Source organism: Pandoraea morbifera, from assembly GCF_902459575.1.
GTDB lineage: Bacteria > Pseudomonadota > Gammaproteobacteria > Burkholderiales > Burkholderiaceae > Pandoraea > Pandoraea morbifera.
Window position 1 is genome coordinate 225,531 of the sequence record NZ_CABPSD010000007.1, and the last position, 19,415, is coordinate 244,945.

The 19,415-nt window shown below is 65.3% G+C and carries 19 protein-coding genes; 12 read left to right on the plus strand and 7 right to left on the minus strand.

Features of this window, described 5'->3' with window-relative positions; translation table 11 throughout:
- Positions 1-35: 35 nt before the first annotated feature.
- The 6 genes from PMO31116_RS13930 to PMO31116_RS13955 all read right to left on the minus strand — a co-directional run bounded on the left by PMO31116_RS13930 (position 36) and on the right by PMO31116_RS13955 (position 5,876).
- The gene (locus PMO31116_RS13930; protein WP_150567230.1) at positions 36-2,420 is read right to left on the minus strand and encodes an acetamidase/formamidase family protein; all 2,385 of its coding nucleotides are present in this window, start codon (positions 2,418-2,420) and stop codon (positions 36-38) included.
- A gap of 109 nt (positions 2,421-2,529) precedes the next feature.
- A complete protein-coding gene (locus PMO31116_RS13935) occupies positions 2,530-2,721 on the minus strand; it encodes a DUF1427 family protein (RefSeq protein ID WP_150567231.1) in 192 nt (63 codons plus the stop codon).
- A 10-nt stretch (positions 2,722-2,731) separates the two neighbouring features.
- The gene (locus tag PMO31116_RS13940) at positions 2,732-2,971 is read right to left on the minus strand and encodes a XapX domain-containing protein (protein WP_150567232.1); all 240 of its coding nucleotides are present in this window, start codon (positions 2,969-2,971) and stop codon (positions 2,732-2,734) included.
- 47 nt (positions 2,972-3,018) lie between these two features.
- Positions 3,019-4,047, minus strand: a complete 1,029-nt coding sequence (locus tag PMO31116_RS13945; RefSeq protein ID WP_150567233.1) for an acetamidase/formamidase family protein — start codon at positions 4,045-4,047, stop codon at positions 3,019-3,021.
- Positions 4,048-4,318: 271 nt separating this feature from the next.
- Positions 4,319-4,807 carry a cupin domain-containing protein gene (locus PMO31116_RS13950; protein WP_150567234.1) on the minus strand — a complete coding sequence of 163 codons (489 nt, stop codon included), beginning with the start codon at positions 4,805-4,807 and terminating at the stop codon, positions 4,319-4,321.
- A 178-nt stretch (positions 4,808-4,985) separates the two neighbouring features.
- Positions 4,986-5,876, minus strand: coding sequence for a LysR substrate-binding domain-containing protein (locus tag PMO31116_RS13955; protein ID WP_174971302.1), 891 nt, complete (start codon positions 5,874-5,876; stop codon positions 4,986-4,988).
- Between the two features lie 171 nt (positions 5,877-6,047).
- Between PMO31116_RS13955 and PMO31116_RS13960 the strand changes: the two genes are divergently transcribed.
- The 8 genes from PMO31116_RS13960 to PMO31116_RS13995 are packed head-to-tail and all read left to right on the plus strand — an operon-like array spanning position 6,048 to position 13,204.
- Positions 6,048-7,115: an ABC transporter substrate-binding protein gene (locus PMO31116_RS13960; protein WP_150567236.1), complete on the plus strand. Its 1,068-nt coding sequence runs from the start codon at positions 6,048-6,050 to the stop codon at positions 7,113-7,115.
- A 22-nt stretch (positions 7,116-7,137) separates the two neighbouring features.
- Complete coding sequence (locus PMO31116_RS13965) at positions 7,138-8,208, plus strand: ABC transporter ATP-binding protein (protein WP_150567237.1); 1,071 nt, start codon at positions 7,138-7,140, stop codon at positions 8,206-8,208.
- Positions 8,205-9,143: an ABC transporter permease gene (locus tag PMO31116_RS13970; RefSeq protein ID WP_425494794.1), complete on the plus strand. Its 939-nt coding sequence runs from the start codon at positions 8,205-8,207 to the stop codon at positions 9,141-9,143. The genes PMO31116_RS13965 and PMO31116_RS13970 overlap by 4 nt, the downstream gene beginning before the upstream one ends.
- A 10-nt stretch (positions 9,144-9,153) precedes the next feature.
- On the plus strand, positions 9,154-9,969 hold the full coding sequence (locus PMO31116_RS13975) for an ABC transporter permease (protein WP_150567238.1): 816 nt from the start codon (positions 9,154-9,156) through the stop codon (positions 9,967-9,969).
- 3 nt (positions 9,970-9,972) lie between these two features.
- Complete coding sequence (locus tag PMO31116_RS13980) at positions 9,973-11,073, plus strand: NAD(P)/FAD-dependent oxidoreductase (RefSeq protein WP_150567239.1); 1,101 nt, start codon at positions 9,973-9,975, stop codon at positions 11,071-11,073.
- The gene (locus tag PMO31116_RS13985; RefSeq protein ID WP_150567240.1) at positions 11,051-11,359 is read left to right on the plus strand and encodes a (2Fe-2S)-binding protein; all 309 of its coding nucleotides are present in this window, start codon (positions 11,051-11,053) and stop codon (positions 11,357-11,359) included. Before PMO31116_RS13980 ends, PMO31116_RS13985 begins: the two co-directional genes overlap by 23 nt.
- Positions 11,356-12,789, plus strand: a complete 1,434-nt coding sequence (locus PMO31116_RS13990) for an FAD/NAD(P)-dependent oxidoreductase (protein WP_150567241.1) — start codon at positions 11,356-11,358, stop codon at positions 12,787-12,789. Before PMO31116_RS13985 ends, PMO31116_RS13990 begins: the two co-directional genes overlap by 4 nt.
- 58 nt (positions 12,790-12,847) lie before the next feature.
- The gene (locus PMO31116_RS13995) at positions 12,848-13,204 is read left to right on the plus strand and encodes a RidA family protein (RefSeq protein ID WP_150567242.1); all 357 of its coding nucleotides are present in this window, start codon (positions 12,848-12,850) and stop codon (positions 13,202-13,204) included.
- A 188-nt stretch (positions 13,205-13,392) separates the two neighbouring features.
- Here the strand turns inward: PMO31116_RS13995 and panV are convergent, their stop codons facing one another.
- Positions 13,393-14,064, minus strand: a complete 672-nt coding sequence (gene panV / locus PMO31116_RS14000; protein WP_023595389.1) for a pandorabactin biosynthesis transcriptional regulator PanV — start codon at positions 14,062-14,064, stop codon at positions 13,393-13,395.
- Between the two features lie 326 nt (positions 14,065-14,390).
- Here panV and PMO31116_RS14005 point away from each other — a divergent pair, with 326 nt between their 5' ends.
- From PMO31116_RS14005 to PMO31116_RS14020, 4 genes are all read left to right on the plus strand, one after another.
- Entirely contained in the window at positions 14,391-16,364 is a 1,974-nt protein-coding gene (locus tag PMO31116_RS14005) for an AMP-dependent synthetase/ligase (RefSeq protein WP_150567243.1), read from the plus strand.
- 65 nt (positions 16,365-16,429) lie between these two features.
- Positions 16,430-17,236 carry an ABC transporter ATP-binding protein gene (locus tag PMO31116_RS14010; protein ID WP_150567244.1) on the plus strand — a complete coding sequence of 269 codons (807 nt, stop codon included), beginning with the start codon at positions 16,430-16,432 and terminating at the stop codon, positions 17,234-17,236.
- Between the two features lie 135 nt (positions 17,237-17,371).
- The gene (locus PMO31116_RS14015) at positions 17,372-18,286 is read left to right on the plus strand and encodes a branched-chain amino acid ABC transporter permease (protein ID WP_150567245.1); all 915 of its coding nucleotides are present in this window, start codon (positions 17,372-17,374) and stop codon (positions 18,284-18,286) included.
- A 45-nt stretch (positions 18,287-18,331) separates the two neighbouring features.
- Positions 18,332-19,408 (plus strand): branched-chain amino acid ABC transporter permease, encoded by a 1,077-nt coding sequence (locus tag PMO31116_RS14020; RefSeq protein ID WP_150567246.1) that lies wholly within the window; start codon positions 18,332-18,334, stop codon positions 19,406-19,408.
- The last annotated feature ends 7 nt before the right edge of the window (positions 19,409-19,415 follow it).

Sequence of the window (19,415 nt, forward strand, 5' to 3'; positions counted from 1 at the left end):
TGCGGTCGTTGGCGCTGACCGGGCACGCAGCCTGCCTAATCGCGGAACATCCCTTTGCGAATGATGGCGTGCACGCCCCAGTTCCCGTTCACGACCTGCGTCACGCCGAAATCGACGGAGATCGAGAGGATCGCGGTAGCTTCGTCTTCGGTGAGGTGCTTGACCTGCATGAGAAATCGGCGGGCCTTCAGGAAGGCGTCGCGAAGCGCGCTGTCGAGCGTCGATTTCATGTAGATCTGGCTCTGGGCCTTCTGGCCGAGTTCGGCCAGGTGGTTGGGCGAGCTGAAGCCGTGAATGATCCACTCCGTGGGCGTTTCGACGAGCGGGTAGGTCAGATCGGCATACGGCGCGCACGCCTCGATGGCGGCCTTCTTGTGGAGGATCAACTGGACGTTGCCGGTCAATGAGCATTCGATGGCGGTGCCACCCAGTTCGGCGTCGCCCTGCGACGCATGCGGGTCGCCGATCGACAGCAGCGCGCCGGGCACGGCGACCTTGAGGAACACGCTCGCGCCGCGCGTCACGCGCCAATTGTCGAGATTGCCCGCGTAACTCGAGGGCGGGATCGAATCGATCAGGCCGTCCTGCGCCGGTGCCACGGCCAGCACGCCGAAGTGCGGGCGCAGCGGAATCTCCACGTTCCTGAGTGTGCGGTAGTTCTTCGTGATGCGGGTGTGATCGACCGGTACCCCCGGGTAGTCGATGGTCGGATGCACAACGCCAAACGGGTCTTGCTGCGGTGTCCAGCGAAAGCTGTAGAGGGCGCGGGCCACATCGCGGTCGCCGTCTTCGTGACAGTCGATCTCGAACACGGTCACGACTTCGCGCTCGCGCGGCAGCGTGAGCATGTCCTGATAGTGAAAGCCCCACCATGTCGACGCATGACTGCCGAACGCCTTGCCCGCGTAGTCGGGGTTGGCACTCGGCCGCGGGCGCAGATCGAGGATGCGGACCTCCAGCACGTCGCCGGGCATGGCGTCCTCCACGGCGATCGGGCCGGTGCAGATGTGCACGCCGAACCCCTCGCCGGCGCCGCGTCCGTACACGGAGGCATCCATCGGGCCGGCGCCGCGACGATCCACATTCTTCTGCGTGGCGGTCCAGTGGAACACGCTCTGCGCGCCCGGATCACCCTGGATCATGCGCTCCCAGTCGTCGGTCGCGTGCTGCGTCAACGTTTCGACGGTCACCGTGTCCCCTGAGCGCACGGTCAAGGCCGGCGGCAGGTCGTGGCTCAAATAGCCCCAATGCACGGTATCGCATGTGGCGCGCAGGTAATGGTGCCGGCCGTCGTCGTGCGGCACGGCACGGTACGGATCGACATCGCCCGCGCCGGGTACTTCGACGTCTTGGTTCTCGTCGTTGCCCACACGTTGTGCGGCGCGCGCGACAGCCTGCGCGCGTTGGGCGATTCCGGCCGGCACGTCGGGATGTCCGCGTGAGATGCGCGCACGTTCCGGCAGCGCCCTCGCGCGCATTGCCTGGTCGCGGCTGGCTTTCGGCGACAGCCCGAACCGCTCGCGAAACGCCTGGCTGAAATACGACGGATCGTTGAAGCCCCATCGGTAGCAGATATCGGAGACCGACAACCGGTCGTAGGCCGGATTGTGCAAGTCGGCAAAACAGCGCTGCAACCGGCTGTGTCGCAGATACGACGAGAAGCTGTGACCGGACCCTTCGAACAGCTTGCGCAGATACCGTTCCGAGACGTGTTCGTCCCGAGCGATGGCACACAGGGAGAGGTCGGGCTCGGCAAGGCGAGCCTGAATGCGATGGCAGATGCGCTCGAACGCAATGGCGCGGGAGGTTGACAGTCCCGCGGCGGCCGGCGGTTTGACGGCGGCCAGCGCCGACGCAAGGCATTCGAGGATAACGCTCTCCACCGGCGCGAGCGCATGCGGGTCGGCGCCCTGCACCGATTCGAGCCTGGCAGCCAGGCCGCCGAGCAGTCCGCCGAAGAGCGCCGCGACGCTCGCGGGCAGCTTGCACGTGTGCACGGGTGGCGCACTGCCAAGGCGCGGCGCGATCAGCGCGTGCCGCACGTGCACGCAGACGAGACGAAATGGGGTGTTCGCCACCAGGTCGGCGCTGTCCGTGCCGGGAATGCAGGTGATGTCGCCTGCCGCAAGCCGCTCGCAGGCGGCGGTGCCCGGTCCGGACAACTCGGCCTGACCGTCGAGCAGCATGATGAGCAGGAAGCCCCGCTCGCCGCCTGCGCGCGCGGTGACGATCTGCGGCGTCGACGCAACGACGGACAGTTCGATACCTGCCGGTGTGCGATGCGTGAGCAACGTGCCATGCAATGGCTGCCCTGGCGAGGGCGAGCGAAAGTGCAGGCGCGCGTCCAGCAGACGCGCCTGCCAGGCCGGCCCGCGCTGATCGTGGGCGTATGACTCGGTGGAAAAGTGCGCGCGATCCAAAACCCGGCCTCCTTCGGAAAGTGCCTGCGACGCAGCCCCGGCACCGATGTCCTGCGCAAACACATTCGGCGCCGGGGGACGCCATTCAGGCGTCAATAGTGCAAGGGTGTCAGCCGATCTGCAACTGCCCTCGCATGGCGGCGACGAAGACGAAGCCGATGAACGTGCCGACGATGGCGAAGATGCCACCCAGCACGTTTGGCGCCGGAATCGGTGCGCGCACGCTCGTGTAGAGCACACCCGTCACCAGTCCCACGGCCGCGGCTTGCAGTTCGGTGGCGCCCAGCGTGATTTCGACCATGGCAACCTCCTCACGAAGCACGGGCCGGACCCACGCCGGGCGAGCCGTCGGCCGGTGGACGTCCGAAGGTGACCGAGCGGCGCCAGGCATTGACTACCAGATAACCCAGGTACGTGAAGATGATGGCAAAAATGCCGCCGAGCACGTTCGGGGCGGGAATCGGCAAATCGAGCCAGGAATAGAGCGTGCCGGTCACCAGACCGACGATCAGGGCGACAAGCTCGTTGCGCCCGACATAGACATATTGCATGGAAGGACCTCCTGTTGACGCGGGCGGGGACGGCCCGCCAGCGACCTTCAAGACTTCGACGATTTGGGCGGGAACATGCTGCGCGGCATGGTGCAGTGCACGCCTTGGGTGCCGTCGACCACCTGCGTGACCCCGAAGTCCGCGGCCACGCTCATGAGCGAGTAGGCGTCGTCACGCGACAGGCCCTGCTGCTCCGTGAGCAGATGGATCATGTCGCGCGCGGCATTCTTGCCCGCTTCGTCCAGATCCTGATGGAAGCCGTGCACGATCCAGGCGTCGGGCGTTTCCAGCAGTGGCGACGGGAATTCGAAGTCCTTGCGCAGCACGATCTGGAACAACACGTTGAGCGACGCCTCGATGGCGGTGCCGCTGATCTCGCCGTCGCCCTGCGAGATGTGGGGGTCGCCGATGGAGAAGAGGCCGCCGTCGACCTGAACCCTGTAATACATGGTCGCGCCGGCGCCGATACGCCAGTTGTCGATGTTGCCGCCATGCAGGCCGGGCTCGACCGTCGACACGCGGCCCTGGGCGTCAGGGGCGACGCCCGCCGTTCCCAGGTGCGGCCGCACCGGTACGCGCACGCCGGCGAGTGCCGGTTCCTTGCAGCATTCGCGATGATCGACGAGCTTGCCCGGCGTGGTCAGCTTGCCCGGATAGTCGAATGCGAACAGGGCGTGGGCCGTGTTCGAACGGTTGTCCAGCTCGTAGATCGTTACGCGCTCCTTCTTGAAATCCTCATACAACTGCCCCCAGTGCGCGGCAACGTTGGCACCGAAGCGAAAGCGCGGAATCATCTGGAGGTAGCGCACTTCGAGCATGTCGCCCGGCTTGGCACCTTCCACATGGATCGGGCCGGTCATGATGTGCACGCCGGGATTGCGATCCTCGTGGGGAATCTTTTCGTAGATGGCGCGAACGGCGTCGTCCATCATGAGATCGGGCGCGTCGCCCGCATGATGGGTGACCGCCTCGGCGCGGATGAAGTCTCCGCTCTTGATGGTCAGAGCCGGTTTCTGGGTCGCGTTGAAGTAGCCCCAGTGCACTGTCTCGGGCGTTGCGCGAAGGTCGTGAAGCATGCCGTGTCTCCTGAGAATTTTTGTCTGACTGCCGCAAACCGTGTTCACGGTGAAGTCATGGTAGTGCCCGACAAAAATGCATAATTAGGAGCGTTTGACACCTTCTCTATTGCTGGGAGGAACTAACGTTTACCCCCGATGCCACCGATGTCCCGATCGGCAGCGAGCGGCCGTGCGCCACCTGGGCGCCCGCCACCCGCCACCCGCAAATTCCCATCGGTGCCCATCGGTACCCATCGGTTCCCGCCGCTGCGCCGGCACCATGCGCGGCTCAGTCCTGCCCGATGTGGGCGGGGGCGTCCGGATCGTACACGGCGTAGAGCTTGGTGTAGCCCTTCGATTCGAACACGCCGCTCCAGCCCTTGGGGAGCGTAACGGCATCGCCCGGGCCGGCTTCGACCACGGTGCCGTCGCGCGACGTGAACCGGGCGCCGCCCGAGAGGAAGACGAGCAGTTCGGTGTATGGATACCCGGGCGTGGCGCGAACCTCCTCGCGCACCGGCCCCGACTGGAACACACCCGTCTGGAAGACCCGGTCGCCGGAGGTGTAGGACGTGACGTCCACGGTGTCGTTGCCGTCTTCGCTGTCGTGCACGGCGTCTTCCCGTTCGAAGATCGGGCCCACGAGTGCCTGCCGGCTCAGTTTGACGGGATGCAGCGGCTCGGCGCCGGCAGGGGGTGTCAATACCGAGCACAGCGCCAACATGGACAGCGCGGCAGCGCTCAGGCGCGCCGCTTTACGGGTACTGCGTTGCAACATAGGGTTGTCTCTCTTGTTTCTCTTGTTTCTCTTGTCTGTCGAAGTCCCGGCGACGCGGGCCGGGCGAGAGCTTATCAATCGGGCGGCGCGACAGGCAAGGGCTGTTTGGCGAGCGCTTGCGTGCGCGCTTCGGATGGGGGGCGTGGCGCCGGTGCCGGGGGCGGATCGACCCTGGGTTTCAGGCGCCGAATTGGGCGATCATCCGCTGCTTCGTATACGCCACGAAGGCCGTCGCCAGTTGCGACGGCGGGTGCTGGTTCGACGTGACGAGCGAGAAGCTCGAGTGCACCGTCGGCTCGAACGGCTTGACGACTACGCGCTGCGCCGCATAAGTGGCGGTGATCTGGTCGATGATCGCCACGCCGGCGCCGTGCTCCACAAGCACGCAGATCGCCGCCGACAACTGCGACTCCGCCGTCATGATCCGGTCGATCTGGCGCTCGGCGAAGATCCGGTCGATGTACATGCGCCCGTCGAACTCCTTCGGATAGGACACGAACGACTCGTTGAGCAGGTCTTCCGGGTAAATCACATCGCGAGAGGCCAACCGGTGCCCGCGCGGCAGGATGCAGCGCATGGGCGCGCGATGCAGCGGTTCGATGTCCACGCCCGCGTGCGTGAGCGGATGGGCGATGAAGCCCACGTCGCACCGCCGCCCGACCACCATGTCCACCACGATGCTCGACGCATGGATGAGCAGCGTGGTGCTGATGCCGGGGTGCTCGCGCATGAACCCGGTGAGCGCGGTCGGCAGAAACTCGAGCGCGAGCGCGGGCGCTCCGGCGATGTGCAGCGAGCCGCGCCGCAACGATTTGATTTGCTCGGCCGTCTGCGCAATGCGATCGATCCCGGCGAACGAACGCTCCACCTCTTCGAATAGCACCATCGCCTCGGGTGTTGGGTTCAACCGGCCGTTGATCCGATCGAATAAGGAAAACCCTACGTCGGTCTCCAGGTCGTTGATCAGGCGCGTGACCGCCGGCTGCGAGATATGAAGCATGTCCGCCGCGCGCGTGACCGTCTGGCGCAGGATCAGCGCACGAAATGCCTCCAGTTGCCGAATCTTCATCGAATCCTCGCAACGCACCCCCATAACATTTGCGTATGGATGGGTAAAAAAATGTGATTTGACCGTGGGCGAGTCGAAAACGACCCTACGAAAACAACGCAATAGTTCGAGTTTTTTTGTAATGCCGGCCCATAACATCACATAACACCGCTTCACGCAAGGAGCCTCTCGATGAAGACTGTCGTTCCCCAAACCCTTCGCAAACTCGGTCGCGCCGCCGCCCTGTCGGCTGGCGTGGCTGCATTCATGTTCGGCGCTTGCCCCGCCCAGGCCGACACCACGCTTTATGTCGGCGCCTACGGCGGCTCGTTCGAGCAGATGCTCAAGAAAGACGTCATTCCGGGCTTTGAAAAGGCGAACCCCGGCACGAAGGTGGTGATCGTGCCCGGCGATTCGACCACGACGCTCGCGAAGCTTCAGGCACAGAAGGGCAAGGCCGGCATGGACGTGGTTTTCCTCGATGACGGCCCGATGTACCAGGCGATCCAGATGGGGTTCTGCGGCAAGCTCGCCGACGCGCCCGTCTATCACGATCTGTACGACATCGCGAAGTTCAAGAGCGGCAACGCGGTGGCCGCGGGGCTGATCGCCACGGGCATCGCCTACAACACGCGTCTGTTCCAGGCCAAGGGCTGGCCCGCGCCGACCTCGTGGAAGGAACTGTCGGACCCGAAGTACAAGGGCAAGCTCGTGATGCCGAGCATCAAGAACACCTATGGCCTTCATGCGCTGATCGTCGAGTCGAAGCTCAACGGCGGCAGCGATGCCAACGTCGAGCCGGGCTTCCGCGAGATGGAAAAGATCGCACCGAACGTGCTGTCGTTCGATCCGTCGCCGGGCAAGATCGCCGAGCTGTTCCAGTCTGACGAGGTTGCGATCGCCGTATGGGGCAACGGCCGCGTCCAGGCCTTGCGCCAGCAGGGCATTCCGGTGGAGTTCGTCTACCCGAAGGAGGGCGCCGTTGCGCTCGCCATGGGCATGTGCGTGGTGGACAAGTCGGCCAACGACGCGCTCGCGCAGAAGTTCGTGCAGATGATTCTCACCCCGCAGACCCAGGCGCTGCTCGCCGAGAGCCAGGGCGTGGCGCCGTCCAACAAGAAGACGCAGTTGTCGATGGCGGTGGCCGCGCGCGTGCCTTCGCCGGCGCAGATCGACAAGCTCGTGCGCGTCGACTGGGACGTCGTGAACGCCAAGCGCGCGGAATGGACGCAGCGCTGGAACCGCCAGATCGAGCGCTGAGCGCAAGGAGACCCCAGGCGTCATGAGCACCCGCACCCCATATTTGCGTCTCGAGCAACTCGGCAAGCGTTACGCTGAAACGACGGCGGTCGAAGGCGTCGACCTGTCGATCGCGCAGGGGGAGTTCGTCTCCCTGCTCGGTCCGTCCGGCTGTGGCAAGACGACCACCCTGCAGATGATCGCCGGCTTCGTGGCACCGAGCACCGGTCGCATTCTGCTCGAAGGTCGCGATCTCACGCCGGTGCCGCCGGAAAAGCGCGGGCTCGGCATCGTGTTTCAGAGCTACGCGCTGTTCCCGCACATGACCGTGGCGCAGAACGTGGCGTTCGGTCTGGACATGCGCCGCGTGGATCCGGGCGAGAAGCGGCGTCGCGTGCAGGACGCGCTGGAGCTGGTGCATCTCGGTGCGCACGCTGGCCGCTACCCGCGCGAGCTCTCGGGTGGGCAGCGTCAGCGTGTGGCGCTGGCTCGGGCGCTGGTCATCGCACCACCGGTGCTGCTGCTCGACGAGCCCCTGTCCAACCTCGACGCGAAGTTGCGCGAGCAGATGCAGGACGAGTTGCGCGCGATTCAGCGCCAGGTCGGCACGACGACCATCATGGTCACGCACGATCAGGCCGAGGCGCTCGCGATCAGCGATCGGGTGGTGTTGCTCAATGCCGGCCGGGTGGTTCGCATCGACACGCCGCATGAGGTCTACGAAGACCCGCGCGCCACGTTTGCCGCGCATTTCATCGGGCAGACCAATCTCATCACCGGTCAACTCGACGTGCGCGGCGACGTGGCGGTGCTCGACGCTCAGGGGCATCGACTCGCCATCCCGGCCGCGCATGTGACGGCAGCGGGCGGACCGGCCACGTTCAGCCTGCGGCCCGAGCGCATCCGTCTCACGCCGGCGACGGCGGGTCGGGTGGCCGGGCGGGTGGGGCAGCGCAGCTTCCATGGCAATCACTGGGTAATCACGGTGTCGACGGCGCTTGGTGAGTTGCGTGTGCTCGTGTCCAACGACGGCGTGGCGGCCGCCAACGATGGCGACGCCGTCGGGCTCGACTGGGCCGACGACGCGCTGCGTCTCGTGCGGGAGGGCGCATGAACGCCGCAACCTCCACGCCTCCGGGCACGCCCGCCGTGCGCCAAGGAAAGGCGACGCCGACGGTCTCGCCCGAGGCTGCCGGCCAGCGTCGCGCCGCATGGGCACTGGTCATGCCCGCCACCCTGTACTTTCTCGTGCTGCTGGCGGTGCCGCTGGTGCTCACGTTCGTGCTGAGCCTGCACGGCTTCGATCCGAACAGCGGCGGCATCCTGCCCACGGTGTCGCTGCAGCATTACGTCGACATTCTCACCGACAGCTACTTTTACGAAATCTTCCTGCGCACGTTGCTCCTTTCGGCAGGCGTGACGCTGCTTTGCGTGCTGATCGGCGTGCCGGAGGCGTACTTCCTCTTTCGCATGCGCGATCCGTGGCGCTCGCTGTGCCTCGTGCTGGTGCTCGGGCCGCTGCTGATCTCCGTCGTGGTGCGCACGCTGGGCTGGTCGATCCTGCTGGGCCGCGAGGGGTTGGTGAACCTGGTACTCACCAAGCTCGGACTGACCGCGCATCCCATGCAGATGCTGTTCACGATGGGCGCGGTCACGGTGGCACTCGTGCATGTGCTCGTGCCGCTCATGGTGTTGTCGGTGTGGACCTCGCTCACGCGGCTCGACCCCGCGGTCTCGCACGCGGCGCGCTCGCTGGGCGCGGGGCGGGCGACCGTGATGTGGCGCGTCGTGTTGCCGCAGATCACGCCGGGCATCCTGTCGGGCAGTCTCATCGTGTTCGCCCTGACGGCCAGCGCGTTTGCCACGCCGGCACTTATCGGTGGCCGCCGCCTGAAGGTCGTGGCGACCACGGCGTACGACGAGTTCCTCGGCACGCTGAACTGGCCGCTTGGGGCCGCCATCGCCATCGTGCTGCTGATTGTCAATGTGGCGATCATCAGCGGGTACAACCGTGCGCTCGAAAAGCGCTTCACGCGCCGGCTCGGCTGAGGGAGGGACGATGAGCCGACAAGATCCTCAGTACGACCGCAATGGTCTCGGGGCCATGGTGTTCCATGGACTCTTCCTGCTATTCATCCTGGCGCCGCTGGTCGTGGTCTGCCTGGTCGCCTTCACGCCCGACAACTTCCTGTCGATCCCGACACATCGTTTCTCGCTGCGCTGGTTCGCTTCGCTCATGGACGACGAGGACTTCCAGTCGGCGTTGCGCACCAGCCTGTGGCTCGGGGTGGCGTCGGCGAGCGTGTCGACCGCGCTGGCCGTACCTGCGGCGATGGGGCTTGCGCGCTACCGCTTCCCGGGGCGCGACGCGATCAATTCGTTCCTGCTCTCGCCGCTGATGATTCCGCCGGTGGTGCTGGGCATTGCGTTCCTGCGACTGTTCACTTTGCTCGACATGGGCGGATCGTTCGCGAGTCTGGTGGCGTGCCATGCGTTGCTGATCTTCCCTTACGCGTTGCGCCTGGTCATGGCGGCGCTGGTGGGGCAGGCGGACGAAGCCGAACGCGCGGCGCGCTCGCTCGGGGCGGGGCGCTGGACCACATTTCGTCGCATCACGCTGCCGGCGATCCTGCCGGGGGTCGCGGGCGGGTGGGTACTGGCGTTCATCAACAGCTTCGACGAGTTGACGGCCACGATCTTCGTGACATCGCCCACGACGATCACGCTGCCGGTGCGCATCTACATGAACATGAGCGAGACGGTCGATCCGAGCGTGGCGGCGATCTCCACGTTGCTCATCGGGTTGACGCTGGCGGTGATGCTGGTGCTCGACCGCATCTACGGATTGAACAAGGTTCTGGTTGGAAATCACTAAAACATGCAAAAGACATACGATATCGCCGTCATTGGCGGCGGCCTCGTCGGCATGGCGATTGCCTACGGGCTCGCCAAGCGCGGACAACGCGTGATCGTGTGCGATGGCGAAGACAATTCGCTGCGCGCCGCGCGAGGCAACTTCGGGCTTGTCTGGGTGCAGGGCAAGGGTGCCACGTGCACCGATTACGCCCGCTGGTCGCTGCACTCGGCCAACACCTGGCAGGGGTTCGCCGACGAGTTGTTCGCCCGCACCGGCGTGTCCGTCGGGTTCGAGCGGCCCGGCGGCTTCAATATCGCGCAAACGCCCGAAGAACTGGCGATCAAGGTCGAGAGCATGCGCAAGCTGCAGGAGGCGGAGCCCGCGCTCGCGTACGACGTGCTCGATCACGATGCGCTGGCCGAGCGGCTTCCGGCGATCGGCGCCGACGTGGCCGGCGCCATCTATTCGCCCAACGACGGCCATGTAAGCCCGCTCTATACGCTGCGAGCACTGTTCGACGCATTCGAGCGGGCCGGCGGCGAGTATGCGCCGAACGTGCGCGTGACCGACATTCGTCAGATCGGCAGTGCGTTTCGCGTGAGCATGGGCGACATGTCGCTCGAGGCCGGGCGTGTGGTGCTCGCCGCCGGCCTCGGCAATCGCGAGCTCGCCCCGATGGTGGGGCTCTCGGCGCCCGTCAAGCCGCTGCGCGGACAGATTCTCGTCACCGAACGGGTCAGGCGATTTCTCGACTACCCCACGATCTATGTGCGGCAGACGGTCGAGGGTTCGGTCATGTTGGGCGACTCGGCCGAAGACGTCGGCTTCAACGACGGCGTAACACCGGATGTGCTCGCCGATATCGCCCGTCGCGGCATTGCGCCCTTTCCGATTCTCAAGAACGTGCGCGTGGTGCGCGCGTGGGGAGCCCTGCGTGTGATGACGGCCGACGGTCTGCCGATCTACGAGGCATCCGAGGCTTGCCCCGGTGCCTATCTCGCGACCTGCCATAGCGGCGTGACGCTTGCCGCCGCGCACTGTGAAACCATCGCGCCCTGGATTCTCGGCGCCGAGCGTCCCGCGCTTCTGGATCATTTCTATGCCAAACGTTTCGCTGCTTAAGTCGCTGGCGCGCAAGGATCGCGCGACCGTGCGAATGTATATCGAAGGCACGCCGATCGACGTGCCGGCCGATTTGAACGTGGCCGCCGCATTGCTGTTCTCCGGCGTGACGGCGTGCCGGACCACCCCGGTGAGCGGTAGCGATCGTGCACCGTTCTGCATGATGGGCGTGTGCTTCGACTGTCTCGTCGAGATCGATGGCGTGCCGAACCGGCAGGGTTGCATGACGCCCGTGCGTGAAGGCATGCAGGTGCGCCGCATGGATGGCGCGAGGAGCGTGGCATGAGCGTGAAACCTGTGGATTTGTTGGTAATCGGGGCCGGACCGGCAGGGTTGGCGGCTGCGCTCGAGGCGAAGCGTCACGGACTCTCGCCGCTCGTCGTCGATGAGAACGCGCTGCCCGGTGGGCAGATCTACCGCAGCGTCAGCCGCTCGCCGCTGGCCGACCCCGGGGTGCTCGGGCCCGACTATCTGCATGGGCGTGCGCTCGTCGATGCGTTCACGTCGGCAGGCATCGACTATTGGCCGCAGACGCTCGCCTGGCAGATCGGCGCCGACAAGCGCGTGTCAGTCACGCGACAGAGCGCGGGCGGCGGCACGTTGCAGATCCAGGCGGGTGCCATTGTGCTCGCCGGTGGCGCCCAGGAGCGGCCGTTCCCGATTCCCGGCTGGACGCTGCCCGGCGTGATGGGGGTGGGGGCGGCGCAAACGCTGCTCAAGGCATCGGCACTTGTGCCGGACACGCCTGCCGTGCTGGCGGGATGCGGGCCGCTCCTTTACCTGTTCGCATGGCAACTGATCAACGCGGGCGTGCCCGTGCGGGCCATTCTCGACACGGCGCAGGCCGGCGGCCGACGCGAGGCCTTGCGTCATGCCGGCGGGGCGCTCAAGGCGCCGTCGTACCTCATGAAAGGATTCAAACTGCTGCGCGCGATCCGTGCGGCGGGCGTGCAGCACGTGAAGCACGTCGAGTCGCTGCGCGTGAACGGAACGCAGCGGGCCGAGAGCATCGAGTATGTCGCGGGCGGGCGAACGCTGCGAATCGAGACGTCACTGGTGCTGTTGCATCAGGGCGTGATCCCGAACACGCAGGTCACACGCTCCATCGGTTGCGAGCACCTGTGGGACGAAGCGCAGTTGTGCTGGCGACCGATGACGGACGCCTGGGGCGAGACCAGCCTGCCGGGCATATTCGTGGCGGGCGACGGCGCGGGCATCTCGGGGGCGCTGGCTGCGGAACCGTCCGGGCGACTGGCCGCGATCCAGGCCGCTGTGAAGCTCGGCAGGCTCGACGGGGCAAAGCGCGACTCGCGGGCGCTCACCTTGCGTCGTGAACTGGCCTCGCACACTGCCATTCGCCCGTTCCTCGATGCACTCTATCGTCCGGCGGACACCTTCCGCGCCCCGCCCGACGACAGCACGATCGTGTGCCGATGCGAGGAGGTGACGGCGGGCGACGTGCGGCGGATGGCGAAGCTCGGTTGCGTTGGTCCGAATCAGACGAAGATATTCTCGCGGTGCGGCATGGGGCCATGCCAGGGCCGCTTCTGCGGGCTGACAGTGGCAGAATTGCTGGCGCAGTCGCAGGGACGTGCGGTGCCCGACGTGGGCTATTACCGCATTCGTCCACCGATCAAGCCGGTCACGCTCGGCGAGCTCGCCGTGGCGGTCGACGCGCCCGAACTGCTGAGCGAGCGGGCAGGTTTCCCCAAGTGAGCGAGGCGGCGTGGCCGCCGCGCGCTTACGCTTTTCATTCCTTTTGGAGATGTGGTCAATGAGCGATATTCAGCGCCATCATACGAACGCACGGATGAGCCGTGTCGTGGTGCATAACGGTACGGTATACATCGGCGGCCAGACGGCGGACGATCGCAGCCAGGACATCACGGGCCAGACGCAACAGGTGCTGGCGAAGATCGACGGCTATCTCAAGGATGCGGGCATCGACAAGTCGCGTCTGCTCTCGGCGCAGGTCTGGCTCAAGGACATCGAATCGGACTTCGCGGGCATGAACGCCGTGTGGGATGCGTGGACCAGCCCCGGCAATGCGCCCACGCGTGCGACAGTGGAGTCGCGTCTCGCAGCACCGGACCTGCTGGTCGAGATTGCCGTGATCGCCGCGGCGAAGTAATGGCGCAGACGCATCTTCGATGCGTTGCCGGGCCCGCAGCGTGCTGCGGGCTTTTTTTCGCCTAATGGGTCTGCATGGGGCTGCATGGCGCCGGGACGAGCCCACCGTCGACTCCGCCGGAGGGAGGCGAGAAGCGGCAGGGGCGTGGAGGGCGTGGGGGGGCGGAGAGGGCATCGAGGGCGCGCCCGCTACATCCCGAATTCACGAAGTCCTTCGAGGTCGAGAATCGTCAGGACACCGTAATCCACCTTCACGAGTCCGGCCTGCTCCAGTACCTTGAGCGCGAGGTTCACCCGCTGGCGCGACACCCCCGCCAGATAGCTCAGTTCCTCCTGTGAAATCTGGACCGTGTTGTCGTCGGACGGATAGAGGTTCGGGTTGAACATCGACGACAGTGAGCGCGCGACGCGCGCGTCGGTATCGAGCAGGCGCTCGTGTTCCACGGCCGCGATGAACTGGCCGAGGCGCTCGTTGAGTTGAAGCGTCAGGAACCGGTTGAACGGGATGCTCGTGTCGAGCAGCCAGTCGAACGTGGCAATCGGCATGTGCGCGACGACCGAGTCGCGTAACGCCATCACGTCGTACTTGCGATTCTCGCGCTTGAGCACGGATCCCTCACCGAACCACGCGCCGGCCGGCACGCCGGTAAACGTCACGGACTTGCCGCTCGCCGAGGCCGTCGCAATCTTCACCAGTCCTTCGATGACACCGAACCAGGCGTGCGACGGGTCACCCTTGCGACACACATACGCACCGCTCTCCACCGGCCGCACCTGAATTTCGGCGACCACGCGACGGCGCTGCTCCGGTGTCAGTCCTTGCGCCCATGCGCTGCGCTGCAGCAGGGTTTCGAGTGACATATAGGGACTTTCCCTTGATTGTCGTCCTGGTGACAAATCCGCCGTGGGTCATGAGGTATCTTCGCCTTGCCTGACGACGGCCGGGCCCACTCTCAAGGCGCTGCCGCACGGCGCCGAAGCACCAGTATAGAAGCTGCCCGCGGCCGGGCAAAGCCGTCGCCGAATCGCAGTCTGCGTCAGATCAATTCGAATCGAAGAGGCGTCGACCACAGACGCCCATAGCGTTAGGGATGCGTGCCGGAAAGCCTCACGTGCACGCGCGCCGACCGAGCCACGCCACTCCCCCTCGACAAGCGTCGAATGGTGGCGAGACACAGGAGACAGGCATGCAGGAGCGGACCACCTTCCCGCGGTTGTTGCTGGCGCACGCCGCAACGCGCGGCACCCGCACGGCGTATCGGGAGAAAGATCTGGGGATCTGGCAGTGCTGGAGCTGGCAGGAAGCCGCACAGGAAGTTCGCATGCTGGCGTGCGCGCTGGCCGCCGCCGGCTTTCGGCGGGGTGACAATCTCGCCATCGTGGGCAACAATCGTGTGCGTTTGTACTGGGCCATGACAGCCGCGCAAGCGCTTGGCGGCGTGGCCGTGCCGTTGTACCAGGATGCGGTCGCCGCGGAAATGGCGCACGTGCTCCAGGATGCCGAAATCGATTTCGCCGTCGTGGAAGACCAGGAGCAGGTCGACAAGTTGCTGGAACTGCGCGATCAGTTGCCGCGACTGTCGAACATCATCTACGAAGATCCGCGAGGCCTGCGCGGCTACGACGCCCCGGGTCTGCGCGCTTACGAAGCCGCGCTCGAGCAGGGGCGCGAGTTCAACGCCCGGCATCCCCGCTTTTTCGACGATGCGGTGGCCGCCGGCGACCCCGACGATACCGCCACCATCCTTTACACCTCGGGCACGACGGGCAAGCCCAAGGGGGTGTGCCATTCGCATGCCGGGCTTATCGGCGCGGCGTATCACGGCAGCACCTTCGATCGGCTTGGCCCGGGCGACGAAGTGTTGTCCTATCTGCCGATGGCATGGGTCGGGGACCATCTCTTCTCTTACGCGCAGGCGCTCGTGGCGGGTTTCACGGTCAATTGCCCGGAGTCGCCCGACACCATCGCCACCGACATGCGCGAGATTGGCCCGACCTACTACTTCGCGCCGCCGCGGGTCTATGAGAACGTGCTCACGCAAGTGATGATCCGCATGGAGGACGCGAGTCGCCTCAAGCGAAAGATGTTCTTGCACTTCATGGACGTGGCCAACCGTTGCGGCGCGGCAGTGCTCGACCGCCGTCCGGTCGCGCTGCTTGATCGCATGCAGTACGCGATCGGCAATCTCTGCGTGTACGGCCCGCTTCGCAACACGCTCGGCATGAGCCGGATTCGCACCGCCTACACGGCGGGCGAGGCCATCGGCCCCGACCTGTTTCGCTTCTATCGCGCCATCGGCGTGAACCTCAAGCAGTTCTACGGGCAGACGGAGACGTGCGCTTACGTTTGCCTGCAGCCGGATCGCCAGGTGCGATTCGATAGCGTCGGGCCGGTTGCCCCGGGCATGGAAATCAAGATCGGGGAAAGCGGCGAGGTGCTGGTGCGCGGCGTGGGACTGCTCAAGGAGTACTACAAGCGCCCCGACGCCACGCGCGAGGCCCTGGACGACGCAGGCTACTTCCGCACGGGCGACGCCGGCATCATCGATGACGACGGCCACCTGCGCATCATCGATCGCGCGAAGGACGTCGGCAGGCTCGCCTGCGGCTCGCTCTTCGCACCGAAGTACATCGAGAACAAGCTCAAGTTCTTCTCCTACATCAAGGAGGCGGTGGCGTTCGGCGACGGACGCGACGGCGTGTGTGCCTTCATCAATATCGACTTTGACGCCGTGGGCAACTGGGCGGAGCGGCAGAACCTCGCTTATGCCGGCTACATCGACCTGGCCACCCATGCCCGCGTGGCCGAATTGATCCTCGGTTGCGTGGAATCCGTGAACGCGGATCTTGCCCGGGAAGCCGCCTTTTCGTCCGCGCAGATTCGGCGCTTCGTGATCCTGCACAAGGAACTCGATCCCGATGACGACGAGCTCACTCGCACGCGCAAGGTGCGACGCGCATTCATCGCCCAGAAGTACGAGGTATTGGTCGATGCGTTCTATTCCGGCAAGTCGACGCAGTTCATCGAAACGCGCGTGAAGTTCGAGGACGGGCGCGAGGGCAGCGTGAGCGCCACGCTGGCGATTCATCCGGCGCGCGTGATCGGCGCCCGAGCCCCCGCCGACGATCCTGCGCCTGAGAAGTTGCGCTGCGCGGCCTGACGCTCTCGCGCGTCGCCCCGACCGAACCCGCTCCGGTTTCATCCCGGCACACTGCAGGAGATGGCATGAATGACAACCGCAAGACCGGCGACGTACTGCTTGATTTGCAGCACATCAGCCTGTCGTTTGGTGGCGTCAAGGCGCTCACGGACATTTCGTTCGACGTTCGCGAGCACGAGATCCGCGCGATCATCGGCCCGAACGGCGCAGGCAAGAGTTCCATGCTCAATGTGATCAACGGCGTGTATCACCCGCAACAAGGCGCGATCGTCTTTCGCGGACAGCCGCGCCAGCGCATGCATCCGACCTCGGCGGCCCGCCACGGCGTGGCCCGCACGTTCCAGAACATCGCCTTGTTCAAGGGCATGACGGTGCTCGACAACATCATGACGGGGCGAAACACCCGCATGCGCGCCGGGTTGCTCGCCAGCGCCATCTGGTGGGGCAAGGCGCGCGAGGAAGAAATGGCGAACCGCGCCAAGGTCGAGGAGATCATCGACTTCCTCGAGATTCAGCACATCCGCAAGACCCCGGTGGGACGTTTGCCGTACGGCCTGCAAAAGCGTGTCGAACTGGCGCGCGCGTTGGCCGCCGAGCCCGAGTTGCTTCTGCTCGACGAGCCCATGGCGGGCATGAACCTCGAGGAGAAGCGCGACATGTGCCGCTTCATTCTGGAAGTCAATGAAGAGTTCGGCACCACCATCGTGCTGATCGAGCACGACATGGGCGTAGTGATGGATATCTCCGATCGCGTGGTGGTGCTCGACTACGGGAAGAAGATCGGCGACGGCTCGCCCGACGAGGTGCGGTCCGATCCGGAAGTCGTTCGCGCCTATCTCGGCGCCGCGCATGGCCTGCCGGCCGCGGCCTGAGACGGATCGGGAAACGTGTCGGCCCGCGCAAGCAGATCGAATCCGGGCGAAACAACGCAGAAGCCGAGCGGAAGCCAGGCGGGTAGCCCACGCATTGGATGACGGCGCCGGGCGTGGGTAAATGGGGAGACATCGATGCAGTTCTTTCTGGAAATTCTGATCGGCGGGTTGCTCTCCGGGGTGATGTACTCCCTGGTGGCGCTCGGCTTCGTGCTGATCTTCAAGGCGTCGGGCGTATTCAACTTCGCGCAGGGCGCGATGGTGTACTTCGCGGCGCTGTCCGTGGTCGGCCTAATGGAGCACGGGCTGCCGCTGTGGGCCGCGGCCGTCGGGGCGTTCGCGGTGATGGTTCTGATGAGCGTTGCGACAGAGCGCTTCGTGCTGCGCAAGCTGGTGAACCAGTCGCCCATCACGCTCTTCATGGCCACCATTGGCCTGTCGTTCTTCCTCGAGGGGCTCGCACCGCTGCTGTGGGGCAACGAGGTGCGTCCGCTCTCGCTGGGCATCGTGGACGAGCCGATCGCGTCGATCCTGGATTCGACCGGCATCCTCGTGAGCCGCTTCGATCTGGCGGCCGCCGCGATCGCGGCGGTGCTGGTGGCGCTACTCGCACTGTTTTTCCGGGCCACCAGCATTGGCCGGGCGCTGCGCGCGGTGGCCGACGATCACCAGGCGGCGCTCTCGCTCGGCATTCCGCTGCAACGCATCTGGGTCGTGGTGTGGAGCGTGTCGGGTTTCGTCGCACTGGTCGCCGGCATGCTCTGGGGGTCGCGCAACGGCGTGCAGTTCGCGCTTACGATGACGGCGCTCAAGGCCCTGCCTGTCCTGATTCTTGGCGGATTCACGTCGATTCCGGGCGCGATTGTCGGCGGGTTGATCATCGGTGCGGCCGAGAAGCTTGCCGAGATTTACGTGCCGCAACTGCTGCAGAGCCAGTTCGGCGGGAACTTCGGCGGCATCGAAGGCTGGTTCCCGTACGTCTTCGCGCTGCTGTTCCTGCTCGTTCGCCCGGAAGGGTTGTTCGGGGAGCGGCACATCGATCGCGTTTGATTGTCGACATCGACCACGCATCAACCAACATCGCAGGGGCCAGACATGTTTTATCGCGAAGCGGGGCAGTTCAAGACCACATACGAGGCGGACAGCCAGATCTTCCCGATCCGCCAGGACCGGCTGACAATTGGCGCGGTGCTGGCCGTGGCGTTCGGCGTGCTGCCGTGGATCGCCTCGGAATATTGGCTCACGGCCATTCTCGTGCCCTTCCTCGTGTTCTCGCTCGCGGCGCTGGGGCTGAACATCCTCACCGGGTATGCGGGACAGTTGTCGCTCGGTACGGCGGCGTTCATGGCGGTGGGGGCCTACGCGTCGTATAACTTCCAGTTGCGCATCGAGGGCATGCCGATCCTGGGGTCGTTCGCGCTCGGCGGGGTCTGCGCGGCGCTGGTGGGCATTGCGTTCGGTCTGCCGTCGCTGCGCATCAAGGGTTTCTATCTTGCCGTCGCCACGCTCGCCGCGCAGTTCTTCGTGCTCTGGGTGCTGACGAAATTCCCCTGGCTTTCCAACAACAGCTCGTCGGGGGTGATCACCGCGCAGAAGATCTCGATGTTCGGGTTCGACGTCGACACGCCGGTGCGCAAATACCTCTTCGTGCTGGGCGTGGTCACGCTCATGGCGCTCGTGGCGAAGAATCTGGTGCGCTCGCACATCGGCCGCGCCTGGATGGCGGTGCGCGACATGGACGTGGCGGCCGAGGTCATTGGCATTCCGCTCATGCGGGTGAAGCTGCTCGCGTTCGCCGTGAGCTCGTTCTACTGCGGTGTGGCCGGTGCGCTCTACGCCTATTGCTATCTGGGCTCGGTCGAACCGGATGGCTTTTCGCTCGACCTGTCGTTTCGCATCCTGTTCATGATCATCATCGGCGGGGTGGGGAGCATTCTCGGCAGCTTTCTTGGCGCGGCCTTCATTCTGCTGCTGCCCATTCTGCTCGACAGCACCTTGCCTCCCGTTGCCGCTTTCCTGCACTTGCCCTTTACCAACGCCACCGTCTCGCACATTCAGTTGATGGTGTTCGGCGGTCTCATCATCTTTTTCCTGATCGTCGAGCCGCACGGGCTGGCGCGGCTTTGGCAAATCGCCAAGGAGAAGCTGCGCATCTGGCCTTTTCCGCACTGAAGTCCGC

What these genes read in the sequence shown, in the direction of transcription:
- PMO31116_RS13935 (WP_150567231.1), bottom strand. Translation starts at nt 2,721, where the DNA reads ATGGTCGAAATCACGCTGGGCGCCACCGAACTGCAAGCCGCGGCCGTG.
- PMO31116_RS13940 (WP_150567232.1), bottom strand. Translation starts at nt 2,971, where the DNA reads ATGCAATATGTCTATGTCGGGCGCAACGAGCTTGTCGCCCTGATCGTC.
- PMO31116_RS13945 (WP_150567233.1), bottom strand. Translation starts at nt 4,047, where the DNA reads ATGCTTCACGACCTTCGCGCAACGCCCGAGACAGTGCACTGGGGCTAC.
- PMO31116_RS13950 (WP_150567234.1), bottom strand. Translation starts at nt 4,807, where the DNA reads ATGTTGCAACGCAGTACCCGTAAAGCGGCGCGCCTGAGCGCTGCCGCG.
- PMO31116_RS13955 (WP_174971302.1), bottom strand. Translation starts at nt 5,876, where the DNA reads ATGAAGATTCGGCAACTGGAGGCATTTCGTGCGCTGATCCTGCGCCAG.
- PMO31116_RS13960 (WP_150567236.1), top strand. Translation starts at nt 6,048, where the DNA reads ATGAAGACTGTCGTTCCCCAAACCCTTCGCAAACTCGGTCGCGCCGCC.
- PMO31116_RS13965 (WP_150567237.1), top strand. Translation starts at nt 7,138, where the DNA reads ATGAGCACCCGCACCCCATATTTGCGTCTCGAGCAACTCGGCAAGCGT.
- PMO31116_RS13970 (WP_425494794.1), top strand. Translation starts at nt 8,205, where the DNA reads ATGAACGCCGCAACCTCCACGCCTCCGGGCACGCCCGCCGTGCGCCAA.
- PMO31116_RS13975 (WP_150567238.1), top strand. Translation starts at nt 9,154, where the DNA reads ATGAGCCGACAAGATCCTCAGTACGACCGCAATGGTCTCGGGGCCATG.
- PMO31116_RS13980 (WP_150567239.1), top strand. Translation starts at nt 9,973, where the DNA reads ATGCAAAAGACATACGATATCGCCGTCATTGGCGGCGGCCTCGTCGGC.
- PMO31116_RS13985 (WP_150567240.1), top strand. Translation starts at nt 11,051, where the DNA reads ATGCCAAACGTTTCGCTGCTTAAGTCGCTGGCGCGCAAGGATCGCGCG.
- PMO31116_RS13990 (WP_150567241.1), top strand. Translation starts at nt 11,356, where the DNA reads ATGAGCGTGAAACCTGTGGATTTGTTGGTAATCGGGGCCGGACCGGCA.
- PMO31116_RS13995 (WP_150567242.1), top strand. Translation starts at nt 12,848, where the DNA reads ATGAGCGATATTCAGCGCCATCATACGAACGCACGGATGAGCCGTGTC.
- panV (WP_023595389.1), bottom strand. Translation starts at nt 14,064, where the DNA reads ATGTCACTCGAAACCCTGCTGCAGCGCAGCGCATGGGCGCAAGGACTG.
- PMO31116_RS14005 (WP_150567243.1), top strand. Translation starts at nt 14,391, where the DNA reads ATGCAGGAGCGGACCACCTTCCCGCGGTTGTTGCTGGCGCACGCCGCA.
- PMO31116_RS14010 (WP_150567244.1), top strand. Translation starts at nt 16,430, where the DNA reads ATGAATGACAACCGCAAGACCGGCGACGTACTGCTTGATTTGCAGCAC.
- PMO31116_RS14015 (WP_150567245.1), top strand. Translation starts at nt 17,372, where the DNA reads ATGCAGTTCTTTCTGGAAATTCTGATCGGCGGGTTGCTCTCCGGGGTG.
- PMO31116_RS14020 (WP_150567246.1), top strand. Translation starts at nt 18,332, where the DNA reads ATGTTTTATCGCGAAGCGGGGCAGTTCAAGACCACATACGAGGCGGAC.